Consider the following 18506-nt stretch of genomic DNA (forward strand, 5'->3'; position numbering starts at 1 on the left):
ATAATGATTTTTTATTATTAGTAATAATCCAGCTTAAAACGCAGAGCACTCTGGTACTCCCCTGGACGTAGCGGTTTTGTATCGGAAACCAATCTCAATCCGTAGTTCAGCACTTTGCTTCCTGCAGTGATGGTTTGCTTTTTCGACGGCTGCCCCGGATAAATAGTTTTGCCATCAGCATCTTGTAATCGCAGAGCGACTCCACGAGCATCGCCATACACCGTAAACCAGTCACCATCGCTCGGACCATCAAAGGTCACTGTAAAAGCTTGCCATGTGGAGCCCGCATGAGATGCCAATGTGCAACCGACTAACGTGATAGAAAAAGGGCGAAGCGCTCCTTGTCCTTGTTGGCGTATTGTTCCAATAGGTAGAGCCCCCATATCGACAACTTGCTCATAAGATCCGGCTTCAATAGCACATGCAGAGTCGACAATACTGCCATCCATGTTGATACTTCCCCGTAATGTCGATGCGTGTGTCTGTGCATTGAATAACTGGCTCGCAAGTAACAACGTACAGGTCGAAATCATTTTCAAAACCAAGCTCTCCTAGCGTTATATTTCCCCTTAACAATCCCTGTATTGGGGAAAAATTTAATTAAAATGACCTAGTACGATTAGTTATACGCCAAGGTAAAGTTGGTTGTGGCACTGAAACTACCCGGAACGACAGCAGTACCTGACTGACCTTGCAACGCAGCTTGGAAACTTAAAATATTATCGCCAGAGGTATAAGCACGGTCAGTTGTTGAACTATTGATATCAATCTTAGAACCTGACTTATTCATCAGAACAACCCCTGCACCAGATGCATCACCCGTAATTTGGATTAATCCTGTGTCTAGCCACTCAGTACCAGCAAATGTGACTTTAACCAGATTGTTATCGAAGCCATGTTCTTTACCGTCTTTATCGGTATATTTAGCATTCAACGTACATCCTTGAAGATGGATTTCGAAAGGTTGAGCTGATGACATTTGACCAGACTGCAAAGTCACATTAGATACCTGTCCTAAATCAATAGTTTGGCTTTCATCACCCGGTGCGATTGAGCATGGCGCTTCGATAATAGAACCTGTGAAAGTGACGATACCTTTACCTGCATCCGCAGCAAAAACAGACGCACTCATTGCACTAGAAACAAGCGTTGCTAAAATAATTTTTTTCATTGATATAATTTCCTTAATTAAAAAAAGAATAGATGGCTTTAAATAAAGCCATGTTAAAAATATTTATTAAAATAAATAGAAAACATCCATGGGTAATGGATTTTTTAATTTACTGATTTTTTTATGGATAAATAATTAGAATCTCAATTAATGGATTTTATTAATTTAAATTCAACGCTAATAAATGTTAATTTAACTAAAACCAACACTAATTTAGTGCTATTAATCCACGGTGATTTATTTTGAAATTAGAGCACCATGTTGCTCAAATAATAAATTAAACTCACCGTAAAGCTCTGGTTCTTTGGCTTCTATACGTTCAGAAACAAAGAAGAAGAACGATTCTAAAGACACACCCAAGTAATGAAGCAAAAGACATAAAGTAGATAAAGTTATTTCACAAATACCATTTTCATAGCGTGAGATTTGTTGTTGTGAAACTCCAATGAGTGAACCTAATTGTCTACCTGATAATAATCTTTTCCTTCTTAAGCTTGCAATTTCATCTGCGATAGCTTGAGAAAATGATTCTGTAATTCTCTCTATTTTTTTCAAACTCATCCATAAACCTTAAATAAGAATCAATTTCAAAACATATTAAATAAAACAAATGCGTAAGCACGAATCTGTTTTTATTTTTAAACAAAATAGGAGTAAAAAACAATAGGGTGAAATTTGGCAATATTTTCAACCAAAGCATGATTTACACATTACCAACACTGTGAGTTTGTTAAAATAAATAAATTACAAAAGGTTGCGATATCCCTACTCGTAATGTGGCTTAAAATACCAGTGATAAAGTTTGAAATTACCCTTAATAATAGTTAATTTTAGATTTATATATCGTTATAAATATATTTTCATAGTTACATTTTAAAAAATCCAAGAGTATGAATGCGTAATAATGCAAAATATAAAAATAACAATAAAATTCAGCCAGATAGGTTATGTGTTGTTAGATACATGTTTGGTAACAATTATGAATTCAAAAAAATGAAATATACAAAATATGTCGAAATGTTATTTCGATGACATTTAATGACATTAAATTTGACTTAAGTTATTGTTGTTTGTGATTCAGATCACATTAAGATGTATTGAAAATGACACATACATTTAAGACGCGGGTTTTATTTGTGGGGTTGAAACACATTCAGATTATTGTTGGTCACACCGACATTTTTGAAGGGAATTGATGACATCATGTTTACATCACTCATCGAGCAAGAATCGCAAAAGTAACCGAAAAGAAATCTAATTTGCAGGTATAATCCCTCCAATTTCATTCAACAGGCTTAGATACCAACATGGCAAAACTCACCTTACAAGAGCAAATGCTCCAAGCGGGACTCGTCACCAGTAAAAAAATGGCGAAAGTACAGCGCACAGCGAAGAAATCACGAGTACAGGCTAGAGAAGCCAGAGAAGCGGTAGAAGAGAATAAAAAAGCGCAGCTTGAGCGTGATAAACAACTGAGCGATCAACAAAAGCAAGCGGCACTGACGAAAGAGTATAAAGCTCAGGTGAAGCAGCTGATTGAGATGAACAAAATTGATGTAGCGAAAGGCGATATCAGCTTTAACTTCACAGATAATAACCTCATCAAGCAAGTGGTCGTCGATAAAACAACGCAAACCCAACTTATTAGCGGCCGTCTCGCCATCGCGCGTTTAGCGACTGACAATCCTGAAATGAGTACCTACGCGATTATCCCCGCGAGTGTAGCGGATAAAATCGCTCAGCGTGATGAAAGCAGCATCGTATTAAATAACGCCTTGAGTCAGGAAGAGCAGGATGAAGACGATCCGTACGCAGACTTTAAAATTCCAGATGATTTAATGTGGTAGTCATTTAGAACGGGCTTTTGCTGTGAGCGTGAATGGGTTCCCCAGTTATCGGATGAATAAAATCTAATTCACTGGCATGCAGCATCAGCCTCGGCCTCGGCGCAGGTTCTATATCTGCAGGCAGTAAGCCTCCATACAGATCACACCCCAAAATAGGATGACCGAAAAGTTGGCTGTGAATGCGCAGCTGATGGGTTCGTCCTGTTTCTGGGATAAATTTTACCCGCGTCAGTGGCAACCTACGCCCATCTTCTAGCTCACGATAAAACCGCTCAATTACCTGATAATAGGAACGTGCTGGTTTACCATGAGTTGCGCAAATCGACATTCGGGGAAACAGCGCTGGGTCTTTGGCAATTGGTGCGTCTATCACTCCATCATCATTTTTCACATGGCCACATAGTAGTGCGCTGTAGGCTTTCGTCACGGTTCGCTGGCTAAACTGTCGGCATAATTCTGCATTTATGGCTTTATTACGAGCCACGACCATGACACCTGAAGTACCAAAATCAAGGCGATGTACGAGAGTGCATTCAGGGAACAGTTGAACGAGCCGGTAATGTACTGAGTCGAGATTTTGTGGATTCTTCCCAGAGAGGCTCAGTAGCCCCGAAGGTTTATTGATAAGAATAAGGTGCTCATCCTGCTCAATGATTTCAATGTCATCATGGCAAGGGGGCGCAATAAAGGTATCAATAATCGTCGACATCAGGCTATCCAGATAAAAAGTGGTTATGAATAATACCCAATTTTGTGCTTTCTGACGATGATGCTATTGGCTGATGTTATCGATAAATAAGCTAGACTAAAACTAAAGGCGTGGTCTGGGCAGGTATTGTGTTTTATACTGCGCGCTGTGAAATTGAGTCAACAAAGAAGGTGGTATGGCAATGAACGGAACAATCACAACGTGGTTTGAAGATAAAGGTTTTGGGTTTCTCAAAGATGAAAACGGGGATAACCGTTATTTTCATGTGATTAAAGTTGCCAACCCAGAACTGATTAAAAAAGGGGCGGCGGTTACGTTTGAGCCGACCACAAATAATAAAGGTTTATCCGCCTTTGCGGTTAAAGTGATCCCTGAAAGCAAATATATCTATATTGCCGGTGAGCGCATTAAGCTGACGGCTATCAAATCATTCCGTATCTATTATGAAGATGTTCCGGCAGATACACGTATTGATAAAGAAAATACCGTATTATCGATTGGTGCGCTGATGAACAGTATTAAACCTAAAACGAATATTAAGCCGGGAGCTACTCGAGCGCTGAAAAAGCTGATTATCGAAACCCAGCATGGAACAACATTGACGTTCTCTGAAGATGAGATTGACGTGGATGAAACCATGAAACAACTTAAAGGTGTTAAATAGCTTTCGACTGAATTAAAAAATCTCCCCATTCCATTGCCTCTAATATAGAGGCAATGCTTTTTCAGTACTACCTTCGATATCCTTTCCTAAATTTGAATAAAAAATCAACAAACGATCTAAAAAGAGAATATTTTTAATAAGCCATCGCTACATATTAAGCAAGATGTATTAATATATGCGCGAACCGCATTCTGATACGTCCAATTTATAGCGCCTTTATGGCATACAATCTGGATTGTAAATACTATGATGCGGATTAGTTGTTGTTAAGTTGGTAATCTAAATGAAAATTATTGCGGAATAACGAATTAAGCTGTAGAAATATATTTTTATATTGGTATATTACTCATCTAATGAGTTTTTTATTTTGCAAAAAACAATTTAGCTGTTTCAAATTGTAATTTGTTGTAATAAATGATGTATTTTATCTCGTTTTTATAGGCTTTTACTCCTCCCACGTAAATTTTATTTTAAAAAAATAAAAAATATATTAAATAAATTGAACAAAGCTTTATTTAATATATATCAGTTAGTTAATTCTACTTATCATATTAAGTGTACTCGTACTCGTTGTATCTTAATAAAGCCCGACGATCAATAAATTACTATTTGATAGGTGGTACCTATCAAAATAATCTTGTTCGATCGGTATAAACGTTTTTACTCTTATTTTAATGTATTTATTATTAATGGAAATTAAATAAATTGTTTCTTTATATTGGAGTGTGGTTAATGAAATCTAATATAATTAGTGGTCAGGTGGGAGCTTTTTTAAGAAAATCACGTAAAGAAAAGAACATGACGGGAAAGCAGCTGGCGAAATTAATAGGAATCAGCCAGCAACAGATATCAAGATATGAAATGGGAATCACTGCGATTACTTTAGATCAGCTTGATATTTTTTTAAGTATTCTAGATAAACGATGGGTCGATGTCATTAAATATGTCGAAAAAGATACTGACTCTGAAAAAAGAATGGGTAATAAAGGAAGTGCGAGTAAATATACTTCCTGGGGAAATTACTCAACAAAAACCATCATAAATAACTGCTAAATTTTCCTCTTAAATTAGAAATAAAATAATCAGTTAATTCTGGTTATTTTATTAAGCATATTCTCTGGAAAATTCGATTGTTTTTTATAAAACACACAATGAATGTGTTTTTTATGCTATGCAATTAAATTTTTCTTCATGGATATTAAATAGAGAGAACAACATGTTAAATAAAAAAATGGCATCTGTTTTGCTATCAACAATTATTGCTGCTTCCTTTGCTACAGTTGCTAATGCTGACACTCGTACTGCTCAAGCGACAGCAACATGGCAAGCGACCGCAATTAAAGATACGACAAGTATGCTGGTTGTTACGCCATTAAAAAGCTTAACATTTAACTATGCAGAAGGTCAGAAAAGCTTTAACCAACAAAATGGCGCATTTGATATCGCTATTCAAGGTCAATCAGGTGCAACAGATTTTAAATTAGCATCAAAAATCATTTCTAACACTTTAGCGAGAACAACAGATGATTCTAAATTAACTGTTGGCGTTAAATGGAATGGGGAAGATCTGAATAAAACGACTGACACTGTGTTAATCGATACTTCAAAAGGCTTAACATCAGGTTTAGATAACTTAGCTGCAGATGGTATCTACAATGGTTCAGAGCGTGCAACTGACCGTGGTGAGTTCACCTTCGTTATCGCTAGCGCGGAAGCGGCTGGCGCAGCGACAGACTTCAAAGCACTGACCGATGGTTCATGGGATGGTGATGTTAAAGTTCAATTCACTGCAACTTGGGATGGTACTTTCACACCAGCTCCTTAATTGATTATTTACGCTTAGTGAATAACTAATTTTCACGATAAAGATACTATAGGGAAATATTATCTTTATCGTTATCTTTTTTAAAATTAATAATTATGAAAAAAATAACATTAGCATTAGCTTTATTATCTATTCTCCCACTAAAAATGAGCTTTGCGGTTAATGTAGGCAATATCACTGAAATCATATCGCCGGATGAAGACTCATTAGCAAAAGAAATTGAAAATACGGTTAATACGGCAAGGCTCGTTAATTTAACTATCGAGAAAATAGACTCGCCACTTGAGAATGGAAAAGTTATTCCAGTAACGGATCCCAATGAAATATTATCAACCCCTGCTAATTTGATTTTGCCGGGGCAAGCAAAAGATGTTTTTAAAATTATCTATCAAGGTCCTAAAGACGATAAAGAACGTTATTATCGATTAAATTGGAAAGATGACCCTATTGGTGAAAGCGGTGTTACAAAAAGTGCAAAATCTGCCTCAGCAACAACCTCGGCAACCATTAGCACTATCTTGGTTGTTGCACCAAGAATTGAAAAATTTAATTACCAATATGCAAACTCCCAAGTTTCCAATATAGGGAATAGTTCATTTCGTGTGGTGGCATCAGGGCCATGTTTACCTGAAAAACAAAAATACAGTGTGGACGGTATTTGTCGTGAGCGTTATTACCTCATGCCACATTTAGCTGTGAAATTACAATTTGTCGATCTTAATAATAAAAAATCTAGCGTAGGTATTTGGCACAAAGGAGATTTCATTGTCGTCAAATAATTAATAACGGACTTTAATCATGCGTAAGAGTGTTATTGCTTTATCAATATTAAGCATTTTTTTTTCAAACACCATTCATGCCAGTGAGATGAAGAGTATTAAAATTGGTGGCTACATTATTCCTCCGGCATTTGTGAGTGCATTGGAAGAAGGAATGTCTGTGCCTGTTTTTCTACGATTAAGTGATGATGCTAAAAAAAACCAAAGCGAAGATAAAATCGCGGATGCAGTTATTGTCATTGACCAAGGTAAAATTAAGTTATCGAGTATTCACCTCATTGACAGTACGCAAGGTCCTCAACTGAATAGTTTGCTGGTTGATAAAATTGAAAATAAACAAGATGCCATTTTTGATGATAACAACGGTATTGTTATCGACAATAATGCGGCGCTGAAATTAAATATTTCGTCATTTAATTTATCATTAGATGTTGATAAAGCCGCTTTTGCACCGAAAACCCACGCAAGGCATTCTGTATTAGGGGATTCATCCGTTAATTCACTTTCGGCAGTGGCAAACTATGATTTAGGTGTATTCCAAAGTCAGGTAAAAAATGCACAAAATAGCTCCAGTAGTTATTTTAATTTAGACGCGTTATTTGCTGCAGCAGAACACCATTTTAATATTAATGCGTCGGCTTATAGCATCGGTAAATCCAATGCAAGTGTCGAATTATACCGAGCGATGTATGAGCGTGACTTTAATGGGCTGCGTGTCGCATTGGGTTTAATGAGTACGTGGAATTTACAATCCATTGCCAGCTTAACCGCGTTGAGCAGTAGTAAAATTTATGCGGTCACTATCGGAAATAACTCCGAGAGTGTCGTCAACAATAAACAGCAGTCACTGACCCCTATTTATGCCTTCTTAAATAGCCCTGGTGAAGTTCGTATTTATCGCCAAGGTAAGCTTCTTAACATCCAAAACTTCCCAATGGGTAACTTTGAAGTCGATACCAGTATGCTGCCTTTTGGTATCTATGATGTCACTATCGAAACGGTTGTCGATGGGAAAGTGGTCACCACTCAAAACCAGACAATTAATAAATCCTTAGGGGCAATCGGAGGAAACTTCGACAAACTGAATTGGGAAATGTACGGGGGCTATGTTGATTTCGATAAAAGAAATTATGCTCGTGGAGAAGGTCGTCATAGCCAAGCCCCTGAGAAAAGCTATTTAGCAGGAGCTTCATTTGCCTATAACTTCCCAGTGCTGTCAGGTATACGCTTTCAGATGTCAAACTATGGTTTTGATAAATTCCTAGTTCAAGAAACGAGCATCAACGCGTCGATTAATAACTATATCTCGATTTCTTGGCAGGGCATGCTGGAGAATCACGGCAGCCATCGCAACATTGGTACGATTTCTGTCAGTATTCCTGACGGTTATGGCTCTTTTTGGGCATCACGAGAACGAACAGTGATTGAAGGGGATTTACCGCTTTACGATGCGGATAACTATTCCTATGGCGCGACAGTTAACTTCGACAAGATTATTGATAGAACGGGTTCATTCACGATCAGTAATACCAAAGACCGTCGCGTAGGCAGTGATTCAATTAACTACGAATATGCGAATACGCTGTTTTCTGGGCGCTATGGAACGGTTGGGCTCAGAGCCGGTGTGCAGCGTTATCACTATGATAATCAAAACAGTACTAACGAAAAATATGTGAATTTAGATTTCTCATTACCGCTGTCTACGTGGTTAAGCACGGGCGTATCTTCCACGAATGGCAATATGAAAGCCAATATTTACGCCAACAAAAGTTTTGAAAACTCGCCGATCACCAATGCGGGAATTTCGGTCTCTAAGTTAGTGCGTGATAAAGATAATGGCGCTTCGGATTTTTCGACGCTGGCCTACGCCTCTTATGACATGAAATATAACTCGGGCACCGTCACGATTAACCGACCGGATAGCGACCGACTGAACGGTAACTTAACCTCTCGCGGATCGGTGGCTTACAGCAATGGCATGATCACACCAAGCGGCAACCAAGGAAAATCAGGGGTAATTATTAATTCGGAGATTCAAGGTGCCGGTAGCATGGTGGCGAAGGTGAATGGGCAGAATTACCCAATCAGCGGAAAAAATACCTTTATTCCATTGTCACCATATTCAGATTACGACATCCAGTTAATGAACGACGGGAAGTCAAAAGACAGTTTTGACATTGTCTCTGGACGCAATAAATCCGTCACGCTGTATCCGGGCAATATCGCGTTTTATCAACCCGAAGTTCGTCAGTTGGTCACGGTGTTTGGACGGCTTAAATCACCAGATGGTGAATACATAAAATATGCCTCGATTCGTAACCATATTGGGCGAACAAAAACCGATAAAAATGGGGAATTCTCCATGGACGTTGATGTGCGGTATCCGGTGATCTCGTTATTGCAAGAAGATGAGAAAACGATCTGCGAAGCCGATTTAAACCTACAAGGAGCACGCGGTGCTTTATGGGTAGGTGAGGTGACTTGTGAGCCGCAATCTAGTTATGCGAAAAGATAATGAGAATTTAACGATGAAGAGAAATAGATTTCTTATATTCATAATTGCCCCTGTTATTTTGAATTTTTTATTCAGCGCAGCAACGCACGCTGTCACTGTAACTAACAGCTATGTTTTTATTGAAAATAACGTTGATGACGAATATTTCATTACACCGAGAACAACCGACCCGCGTTTTTCGGGGGCTAACAAATATACGCGTTACTCAAAATCGCTACAGCTTAGTTTGGGCTATATGGGGTATGTGAATACGTCTATTCAAGCAAACCAATTTGTTGATATTTGGTTAGAAAATTCTCAGATAGATAGACCATTTACTGGGAATCGGTGTATGCGAGGATATTGTAATGACGACAGTGGTTATTGGCCTGCGCAATACATTGGGAAAGATGGCGCTTACAAGATAGTGCAAAGTAATATTAATGGGGAATCTTACTATGCGAGGGGGATCTTCAGCGACTCTGCCTACCAATATTTCCTTAAGTTACCTGTGGGAACCGTCGAAAGTTATAGCTATAGATCTTGTATGACAAAAACGGACTATAACCCAAGCAAAGGTGAGTCTTGCCAAAGTGTCGGTGGGCAGATTATCGCATCCCATGAATTCAATATTACTAAATCTGGGCATATAAAGCTGACTTCAACGGGAGCGTTGCAAGAGATATTTATAGATAGTAATGGAAACCCAACCTTGGGATTAGGCTCTCAATTTTGCAGAATCGGTATCGTATTAAGTCAAAATGGGATTATCTGCCAAGTTGTTGACCATGAGACAAAGGGGGAGATTTTCGCCAATATTATGTTGAGTTTAAAAGTTAATAATACATTGATTCCGTTTGTACCCGCGGCTAACACGATATTGATTGGCCCTGATGACGGGAGTAATAGCTGGTATTATTACAATACAACGTATCCAGCGAGCTATTATTTCAAAGGCAACAATAAGAATGTATCGATATTTCTATCCAATACGTTTTTGAAGCGGTTGGTGTCGTCGAATGTTGATTTTAAAAATAGCCAAGAGTTTTTTACATTCTCATTTACCAACTCAGCGGTACCTCAATCGGGTTATTACGAATTTACACCGTCCAATACTATTATTCTTAAACCGCGGGATTATGGGATCAGTATTATCCCTGCAGACTTTAACCCGAACCAATCTAAAACCGGGAAAGTGGGAAATGAAGAGCCGCCAATTGAATTTAATTATATTGTGACGACCAGTGGACCAAGGCAGGCAGACTCTATCACCGCCAAAGTAGAAGGCCCAAGTACCACGCTAAAAGGGCAATCGTACTGCTTGTTTAGTTCCAATGATGACAAATTCAAAGTGCCGTTTTCAGCGTATTTGTCATTTAAAAATTACACGGGAAGCTTAGAGTCTTACCGAGCTAGCTGCGATAGCAATGAAATCTCCCTCAAAAATGCGTTATGGGAAGAGACGCCGTGGGCAAAACCGAATGAAGATTTAGGTTCGTTTTATCGCACAAATTTAGACTTATCATTTCCAATGAATGAAGCGAATTCATTCTTTACGCTAGATGGAATTGACTGGCTAGGGACAGTTTCGGCAAGTGGTACCGTGACGGTAAAAGCCATCTGGACAGGCCCCGATATTCATTAAATATGACCCATTTTTTGAGGCGATTTATTTAATCTTAAGTCGCCTTTTTCTTCAGCATTAACAGGTTAAACATGAAATTAAATTCTTTGCTGAAATTCTTACTTTTTTTTGTGATGATTTCCTTCAATCATAGTGCTAACGCGCTATACATTAGCTCGGATATTTCTTCGATGGATTCCGAGAAAGAATTTTTTTCTAAGCCCTATATTAACGATACGAAAAAGACCAATTTATACAGCTTTAGTGCGTATCAAATTGATAAACCAGGCAGCAATGAACAAGGGCGAGCTATTCATAATGGGGAAATTATCTTTACCCCACTGAAGAAAATTTTATTACCAGGAGAGCAGGAATTCTTTAAAATTTTTTATCGCGGAACCGTGGATAACCAAGAGCGCTATTACAAAATCATCATTAGTGAAACGCCACTTGAAATGCAAAATGATCATGAGCAACGCAAACAGCCGCTATTTTACCCAACGGTCAGTTTAGAAACGTACTTCGTCGTGAGACCCAAACAGCCTGATTTTAAATATACGCTCGACCAAAATGCAGGCATTTTGAAAAATACGGGGAATACCTATTTTAGAGTGCTGCTGCATAACAATTGTAATACAGAGGATGATTCTGAGCCTTACGTCCTTTACTTGCTACCTAATCAGACATATCAAGATGCGCGTTTAACCAAGAAAAGCCGCAAGTACATTGTGATTTTTGATAAATATTACGCTGTGGGTAATTGTGAGTAATCGTTATTACTTGTAGAGCGCACTAATAATAACACTGCTTTTCATAATACCTTTTTCGACACTTGTTGATTGAGCATATGGCTTGGCAAAAAAGCTAATATCAAATTGGTTATTACCATTAGCACTGAATCGTTTGTTTTTTCCAGATAAATCAATAGGACTCTTGTCCATCCAGGATAAATAAATTCCAACACCAGATAAATTGGTTTTCAACTCACCACCAACACCATTATTCAGAGCCCCTTGAGCCCCGGGATGAACCTTAATATCTATATTATTAGGCTTAAAGCCACTTTTATTGCAATCCACAATAAATTGCGTTTTTACAGCGGGTTGCTTTCCTGCAAGTAAATCGGTTTCATTGATCACATCGAAATCGACAATTTTATTGAAGCCTTTCCCATCATTAATATCGCAAGTGATGTTGACGATATCTAGCGAGATGGTCAGAACCGTGTCGGGTAAAATTTCATCGGCAACGGTATGTAAAGGGTAGCTACTCATCAGCATGAAAAGAAAGCAGAAGGGAAGTGTTTTATTCATCAATTCGCTCACATTAAAGGTATTTTATTTTGATTGTAATGTGGGTGCTCCCACTGCCTAGAGTCACGCTATTGCTGCCAATGGGTAGTGCAATAGGTTTTACTTTCAGTTTCACTTTCATTAATGAGGCGGTGGGTTTTTTAAGTAAAAGCTCTTTTCCCATCGGCACACCTGCGTCAATGTCTCCAACTTGGCTATCTTCCCATGCGACTACATAACCAAGCGTGTTGTTAACAGAACCAATATAGCCAGATGCCCCCATGGTTAAATGAGGGGTAGCGGGTTCAAATAATAGTGAAACACGTTGTGGAACTATGGTTCCTGAGCAATCTAATGATAGCGTGGTATGTCCCTCTATTTCGCCAGATAAAACAGTTGCGCTATCCAATGCACCAAAAGCAATATTATCGATCGTTGCTGGCAGGCAAGTGGCAATTTTCACACTCATCCTAATTTGCGATGCCAGTTCTTGACCAACCATGGATGATTGTTTGGTGAGTGCTCCATAGCTATTGATATGCGTAAAAATCAATACGCTGATGAGCAAAATAGATTTGCGCATAGTCACCTCAACTAGTTGAATGTTAAATTAATATTTAATGCTGTACTGGCGGCTCCTGGTGAACCCGTCGTACCAAGTAAAACGGGTTTTACGTTAATAGGAATGGATACGTTAGGTGTTGTGGGTTTCGTGATAGGGGCTTTGGCAACGCCATCAACCAAAACAGGAGTATTGATCGGAGCCATTTCAGCGGTCTTCCATGTCAACTGATAACCTACAGTGGTATTTTGTTTGGTCTTCAAAATACTTTTTGTGGCATCAACGCCATCAGCCGAGGTTAATGCCATCGTATAAGATGCTAAAGTTGCATCACAAGTGATTGCAATAGTCATCGGTTTTTCAACCACTTTGCCATTTTTAATGTCACTGACAGATTGCTCGCCAAAGTCGATATCTGCTACTGAAGCGGCACAAGAAGCCTTGACCGTCATATTAATATTCGAGGTGACTGCCCCACCCGTTACGTTGGTCGCAAAGCTTGTTGCATTAGCATAAATAGAAAATAACGATGCAGTACAAAGGAATAGAGATCTCTTGATCATAAAAATCCTGTTAGTTTAGTTTTACATTAATGGTCAAGGCGGTATTAGCTGCCCCCACTGCCGTTTGAGTCGTTAACGGAACGGGTTTGACGGTAATTGGAATAGTGAAGTTTGCTGTTGTTGGCTTAGTGTTTGGTGCAATAGCGGCACCATTGATAACGACGGCACTATTTACAGGTTTAAATGCACTATTGCCCCATGTGAATTGATAACCAACGGATGGATTACTTTTCACATTGATAATTCCATTTGCAGCATTGTTGACGCCATCCTTCCCTGAAAAACTTAAGGTATAGGCGGGTAGCACCGCATTACAGGTAAATGCGACGTTGATAGTTTTACCGGCAACAGATTTTGCGTTAACTGAACTTGCCGTTTGGTTACCAAAATCCACATCGTTGACTGAAACAGCACAGGATGCGTTATTGACGAGGGTCATCGATGTTGGCGCACTGAAAGCGACACTCTCTGACATCAACGTACGGCTGTTATTACCAATTCGTGAATAGAATTTTTTGGTTAACATGTAAGTAGGGTTAACAACCGTTTTCCCGACAGGGGGGATTTTCTGTAAGTAAACGGTGCCGGAGTCTGTTCCTCCGCCAGCATTGGCTAAATTGGTATAGCCCGTTCCACTAGTTTTGTAGTCTAAAACCAGTATCCAAGCACTATTACTACAGCTTCCTGTTGATCGAAATCTTAAAATTCCATCAGATGAGTTTTTATCGACGGTTCCACCATTTGGGCAATCATTTGGTGATGCGCCATATTTATCAACAATATAAATAAAGTTTCCGGTTGTATTTCCCGCGCCACTTGAAGCACGTAAGCATTGGCCTGATAACGTTAATGGGACACCAGGGGCGCCAAAAGTATAGAGTTGATCTCCAACTTTTTTGTTCGTCACGTCGATTTGTGCTGGAAATGAATATTTAATAGAGATGTTTTGGCATCTAGCGGCACTAGCATCTAGCGCGAAGAAGAACATCAATATTCCAAGGTAAACCCCTTTTTTTGCCATGATGATGTCCTTATTGAAGTTCGATCACACGTCGAGCACCGTAGTCATCAATGGCTTCAACGGTGACTTTACCGGATAACGGGCGCTGTAAATCCATCTCGCTGAAAGGCGGGAATAAGCTAATTGAGCGTTCAACATCCGCGGATAAAGACAGCGGTTTGTTGTTGATGGAAACTTGTGTGAGTGCAAAGTAATAAGGTGTTGGGTTCTTCAGAGTTGAGCCGCTATACGTGATATTTTTTTCTGCATCTTCACGGTTTTCTGCAAGGATTTTAGGGCGATAAATTAGCTTAACTTGCGTATTTAATGCCACAGCAAGGACATTGCCCTCTTCCGCAGATGCAACCGGCGGGATTTCTTGAACATTAAGCCAAAACAGTGACTCTCTATCCTTTGGCAGTATGTCATTAATATAAATTAAGCGAACAAGCTGTTTTTCATTGGCTGCGACTTTAAATAAGTTAGGCGCGGGAACAAAGAAAACATCATCCCCTTTGAGGTTATCGATCCAGACCTGCCCACCATAGGCTTTTTCGCTATTATTCTTAATTTCAACCGCAATATTTTTACGACCTTCATCATAGATAAATCGAGTGCCATTCAGTGTGAATGCGGAATAGGCATTAAAACAGGTTAACAAAAATGGCAAGATAGCGAGTTTGGATATGAGCTTAATCATTGCATTCGATCTCCATGATTTGGTTTTCATTGGGTTTTACCCCATTCATATTTAAGGTGCATACCTCATCATTTGAGGAGGTAATGAAAATGGCATTAGGCTGACTTAATAAATTCAACAGCAAAACACCGCCATTGGAGACAAATCCCACATAGTCGTTATTTTCTGTTCGAGCAGAGCTACCCGCAGACACAAACTCACCGTTTTTCTTTTTCAGTCTCAAAATGTATCGATGTATGGTTGAGTATTTGAACTCGCGATAAACAATGGCTTTATCTGTTGGAACAACACGTTGTACCGAATCGAGTAACTCAACGTTGTTCGGAACTTCCTCAGTATTGATTTTTAAATTATTTTCAATATAAGGAGATACACCAATGACGGTATTTCCATGTCTATCCGTAGGCGGTGAATCATTAAAAACAATATTTCCGATATTCTTAATGTTGGCGATGGCGACAGTATCTTGTCGCACATTGGTTAAAAATAAGCCGGTTTGTTGCGTGGCAAGCAAGCTACCGGAGGCATTGATAGAGCCTGTGGTTTGATGCTGGTTTTGGGCAATCGCCACACCTGTATTAATCCAATCTTGGTTAAATCCAAAGTAAGCAGAGTTTGACCAACTATCACGATCTTTGCTGGTATTCACGCTGTAGTTCACTTTTTCATTAATGTTTCCTGCGATACCGGAGTTAAAATTAGCTTTATTATCACGGTCATAACTCACTGAGTTCGTCCAAAAATGGTTTTTATCAAACACACTAAACGGAATATTCACACCGACGGAGATGGCATAATTATCTCGGTCATGGTCATTTAATTTCTGATAATCAGCGGATACCGAAAAGTCGATACCTTTGAAGGCAGTGTTATAAGTCACGTTAGCGCCGACTTCATTGCGGATACGATTACGGTAGGTTTGTACCCATCCCGACAGGCTGATAAAGCTGTTATCAAAATTTTGAGAAATAATGGTTTCATAGCGCTCTTTACGATTACTTCTTTGGTACAGCGCATTTTGGTTAAACTCATTAAAATCAACGTACTCTTTGCCTGTATAACGGTAAGTTAAAAGCTGTAAGTTAGTCGTATTCGACAGTGAATTAGCATACTTCAGCATATAACTTATCCCTGATTGCTTGGCATCAGGTGATGTGGGAGTCTGTTTTTGAAAATTGCTGTTGGCAGCATTCACGTTAAAAGAGACGGCACCAAATTGACCAAACTCTTTACTCAGACCAATTCCAGCACTTTGATAATCACTGTGTAAAATTCCCGCTGTTTGCAACGTAAAATACGTAAACCCATAATCAAGAGCACCCAAAAGGAATGGATGGCTTTCACGCTTTCCAGTTAGCTCCCGCTCACCAATGACGAGGTTGTAATCCATCTCATTGGCTCGTAATAATGATGGGAGCGTGGCAACTGGCACATATCTTACGGTTTTGGTTCCGTTATCTTCTTCAACAGTAATGGTCAAATCACCATTACTGACGGGTGAAATATCATTTAATTGATATGCACCTGCAGGAACGACTTGAGAGCTAAGAACGTATCCATTTTGTGAAATGGTAATTTTTGCATTCGAACTGACCACACCTGAAATGACGGGGGCATAACCTCGCATTTCCCATGGGCGCATATTTTTTTCTGAACGTAACGCCATTCCGTAAAACACAAAGTTAGGCAACATCGTCATTGATGTTATTGTTTTACCAGCGATAAAACTTCCCTGTATAGACTTCATGGCAGTTGAAATGGTTGCTTCCGAAGTCTCGGTTCCTGAATTTTTAAGATAACTACTGCGGACGTAACCTACCCATCGACCAAAATTAGAATATAAGTCGAAATCCCCATAAATTTGGGTATTAGCGGATGTTGTTTTAGAGACATACCCGGAATAGTTAACTTTGATCCCTGGTATTCCATAATCCCATTCTTGTTGGTTTTTTGAATTATCTAAGGCGACTTGTGGAATATTAAAAGTCAAAACTTGTTTTGCATTATCAAAGTCAATTTGAACACCAGGATAATGACCTAAGTTGTAGCAGTTTCTTTCTGCATCGAAGTCATTTTCAAATAAAGCTAAATTAATAGGTAATGAAAGTTCATTTATCCATGAGGTATTTAAACAAAGGTTTTCTCTATCTTTGGTTAATATAATTAATTCTTTTCTTCCCATTGGATGGCGATTAAAAATCACCTCTACAATATAGTGACCTTCTGGGTATTTAACACTATCATCAAAAATACTTGCTGCCTGAGATTGAACTCCTCCATGCAAGAAATCCATATTCAAGTTTGCATATACAAAAAATGGACTTACCAACAGGGATAATATAAAAGCATTGACCGATTTTAAACGCATATATCCATCACTATTTGTAAGCGGTAATAAGGGTCAAAGACCCTTAATTTAAAAATATAAAACTAATTATTTATATGCCACTGCATAAGTCGCAGTAGAAATGATGGTACCTTCGGTAACTGTTTGACCTGTTGTTGCCAGCATTCTTGCTTTGAAATTCATATTTCCAATAGCATCTGTTCCATTACCAAAATCAACTGTTTGGCTGTTATAAGTTACATCTTGATTTGGTGTGGTTGAGTTCATTGCGGTTAATTGAATAGAAACACCATTTGCTGTTCCTTTCATATTTGCAAGACCTGAATTAGTAAATCCAGCGCTTTGCCAACCTACTTGACCATTAGTTTTTTTCAAACATTCGTCAGTACGTGGAACTAAACTAAATTCAACGTAGTCACCATTGGTATCTGCTGTTGTCATTTTGCCTAAATCAATTGTAGATTTAACTAATCCACCGACTTCAGTATCAATATCACAAGTTGCAGAAGTTACCGCTCCAATAAATTGTACTTCCCCTGTATTTGCAAATGCAGCACCACTAAGTAATACGCTGCTACAAATTAAAGGTAATAACATCTTTTTCATTTAATCATCCTCATAAGAGTATTTATATTTAATAATGTGCATTAAAAATCTCTGGATATGTATATCCAAAAAATCAAATTTAAATTTCTCCATTTTTAATGCAAGGAACTGTTGTGCTGGCGAAATGATAGATAATAGAAATCATTTTCATCATTAAGAGATGAATGTTTTGGAGCCTTCTCGTTCTGGGATGCAGAATACCCTCACTCTTCAGCTGGATAAACTAAATAAACTACTTAAGTATTTTTATTTATATGGAATTCTAAAAATATTCATTATTAACAATGCGTTGTGATTTATCGATGCTGAAAAACTCAATAAAA

At 38.6% G+C, this 18506-nt stretch carries 19 protein-coding genes; 8 read left to right on the top strand and 11 right to left on the bottom strand.

All coding sequences use genetic code 11. The annotated features are described in order from the left end of the window. Window positions 1-17 precede the first annotated feature (17 nt). From H0913_RS00725 to H0913_RS00735, 3 genes are all read right to left on the bottom strand, one after another. A complete protein-coding gene (locus H0913_RS00725; protein ID WP_181478626.1) occupies window positions 18-533 on the bottom strand; it encodes a fimbrial protein in 516 nt (171 codons plus the stop codon). A gap of 86 nt (window positions 534-619) precedes the next feature. Beyond that, the gene (locus tag H0913_RS00730; RefSeq protein WP_181477792.1) at window positions 620-1171 is read right to left on the bottom strand and encodes a fimbrial protein; all 552 of its coding nucleotides are present in this window, start codon (window positions 1169-1171) and stop codon (window positions 620-622) included. Between the two features lie 237 nt (window positions 1172-1408). Then, window positions 1409-1732: a helix-turn-helix domain-containing protein gene (locus H0913_RS00735; protein WP_154637848.1), complete on the bottom strand. Its 324-nt coding sequence runs from the start codon at window positions 1730-1732 to the stop codon at window positions 1409-1411. Window positions 1733-2478: 746 nt separating this feature from the next. Between H0913_RS00735 and H0913_RS00740 the strand changes: the two genes are divergently transcribed. After that, window positions 2479-3018: a DUF2058 domain-containing protein gene (locus H0913_RS00740; RefSeq protein WP_154637847.1), complete on the top strand. Its 540-nt coding sequence runs from the start codon at window positions 2479-2481 to the stop codon at window positions 3016-3018. 4 nt (window positions 3019-3022) lie between these two features. Here the strand turns inward: H0913_RS00740 and H0913_RS00745 are convergent, their stop codons facing one another. Further along, entirely contained in the window at window positions 3023-3727 is a 705-nt protein-coding gene (locus H0913_RS00745) for an RluA family pseudouridine synthase (RefSeq protein WP_181477793.1), read from the bottom strand. A 181-nt stretch (window positions 3728-3908) separates the two neighbouring features. On the opposite strand from H0913_RS00745, the gene H0913_RS00750 reads away from it, so the two are divergent. From H0913_RS00750 to H0913_RS00780, 7 genes are all read left to right on the top strand, one after another. Further along, on the top strand, window positions 3909-4391 hold the full coding sequence (locus tag H0913_RS00750) for a cold-shock protein (protein WP_181477794.1): 483 nt from the start codon (window positions 3909-3911) through the stop codon (window positions 4389-4391). 732 nt (window positions 4392-5123) lie between these two features. Next, the gene (locus H0913_RS00755) at window positions 5124-5444 is read left to right on the top strand and encodes a helix-turn-helix domain-containing protein (protein ID WP_154637846.1); all 321 of its coding nucleotides are present in this window, start codon (window positions 5124-5126) and stop codon (window positions 5442-5444) included. A gap of 163 nt (window positions 5445-5607) precedes the next feature. After that, complete coding sequence (ecpA, locus tag H0913_RS00760) at window positions 5608-6216, top strand: common pilus major fimbrillin subunit EcpA (RefSeq protein ID WP_108478643.1); 609 nt, start codon at window positions 5608-5610, stop codon at window positions 6214-6216. Window positions 6217-6311: 95 nt separating this feature from the next. After that, entirely contained in the window at window positions 6312-6995 is a 684-nt protein-coding gene (locus H0913_RS00765; RefSeq protein ID WP_154602166.1) for a hypothetical protein, read from the top strand. Between the two features lie 19 nt (window positions 6996-7014). Next, complete coding sequence (locus H0913_RS00770; RefSeq protein ID WP_154602167.1) at window positions 7015-9510, top strand: TcfC E-set like domain-containing protein; 2496 nt, start codon at window positions 7015-7017, stop codon at window positions 9508-9510. A gap of 13 nt (window positions 9511-9523) precedes the next feature. Beyond that, window positions 9524-11134: a fimbrial protein gene (locus tag H0913_RS00775; RefSeq protein ID WP_154602168.1), complete on the top strand. Its 1611-nt coding sequence runs from the start codon at window positions 9524-9526 to the stop codon at window positions 11132-11134. 71 nt (window positions 11135-11205) lie between these two features. Further along, the gene (locus tag H0913_RS00780) at window positions 11206-11883 is read left to right on the top strand and encodes a fimbrial protein (RefSeq protein WP_181477795.1); all 678 of its coding nucleotides are present in this window, start codon (window positions 11206-11208) and stop codon (window positions 11881-11883) included. A gap of 6 nt (window positions 11884-11889) precedes the next feature. Here the strand turns inward: H0913_RS00780 and H0913_RS00785 are convergent, their stop codons facing one another. The 7 genes from H0913_RS00785 to H0913_RS00815 form a co-directional block, all read right to left on the bottom strand. Continuing rightward, complete coding sequence (locus tag H0913_RS00785; RefSeq protein WP_181477796.1) at window positions 11890-12426, bottom strand: fimbrial protein; 537 nt, start codon at window positions 12424-12426, stop codon at window positions 11890-11892. A gap of 13 nt (window positions 12427-12439) precedes the next feature. Then, the gene (locus H0913_RS00790; RefSeq protein WP_154602171.1) at window positions 12440-12988 is read right to left on the bottom strand and encodes a fimbrial protein; all 549 of its coding nucleotides are present in this window, start codon (window positions 12986-12988) and stop codon (window positions 12440-12442) included. Between the two features lie 11 nt (window positions 12989-12999). Continuing rightward, window positions 13000-13530, bottom strand: a complete 531-nt coding sequence (locus H0913_RS00795) for a spore coat protein U domain-containing protein (protein ID WP_181477797.1) — start codon at window positions 13528-13530, stop codon at window positions 13000-13002. 10 nt (window positions 13531-13540) lie between these two features. Beyond that, the gene (locus H0913_RS00800) at window positions 13541-14551 is read right to left on the bottom strand and encodes a fimbrial protein (protein WP_181477798.1); all 1011 of its coding nucleotides are present in this window, start codon (window positions 14549-14551) and stop codon (window positions 13541-13543) included. A gap of 10 nt (window positions 14552-14561) precedes the next feature. Next, the gene (locus H0913_RS00805; protein ID WP_154602174.1) at window positions 14562-15230 is read right to left on the bottom strand and encodes a fimbrial chaperone; all 669 of its coding nucleotides are present in this window, start codon (window positions 15228-15230) and stop codon (window positions 14562-14564) included. After that, entirely contained in the window at window positions 15223-17598 is a 2376-nt protein-coding gene (gene pefC / locus H0913_RS00810) for a PefC/AfrB family outer membrane usher protein (protein WP_154637843.1), read from the bottom strand. The genes H0913_RS00805 and pefC overlap by 8 nt, the downstream gene beginning before the upstream one ends. A 66-nt stretch (window positions 17599-17664) precedes the next feature. Further along, on the bottom strand, window positions 17665-18183 hold the full coding sequence (locus tag H0913_RS00815; protein WP_036950387.1) for a fimbrial protein: 519 nt from the start codon (window positions 18181-18183) through the stop codon (window positions 17665-17667). Window positions 18184-18506: the final 323 nt, after the last annotated feature.

Origin of the sequence: Providencia rettgeri, from assembly GCF_013702265.1 — a bacterium.
Classification (GTDB): domain Bacteria; phylum Pseudomonadota; class Gammaproteobacteria; order Enterobacterales; family Enterobacteriaceae; genus Providencia; species Providencia zhijiangensis.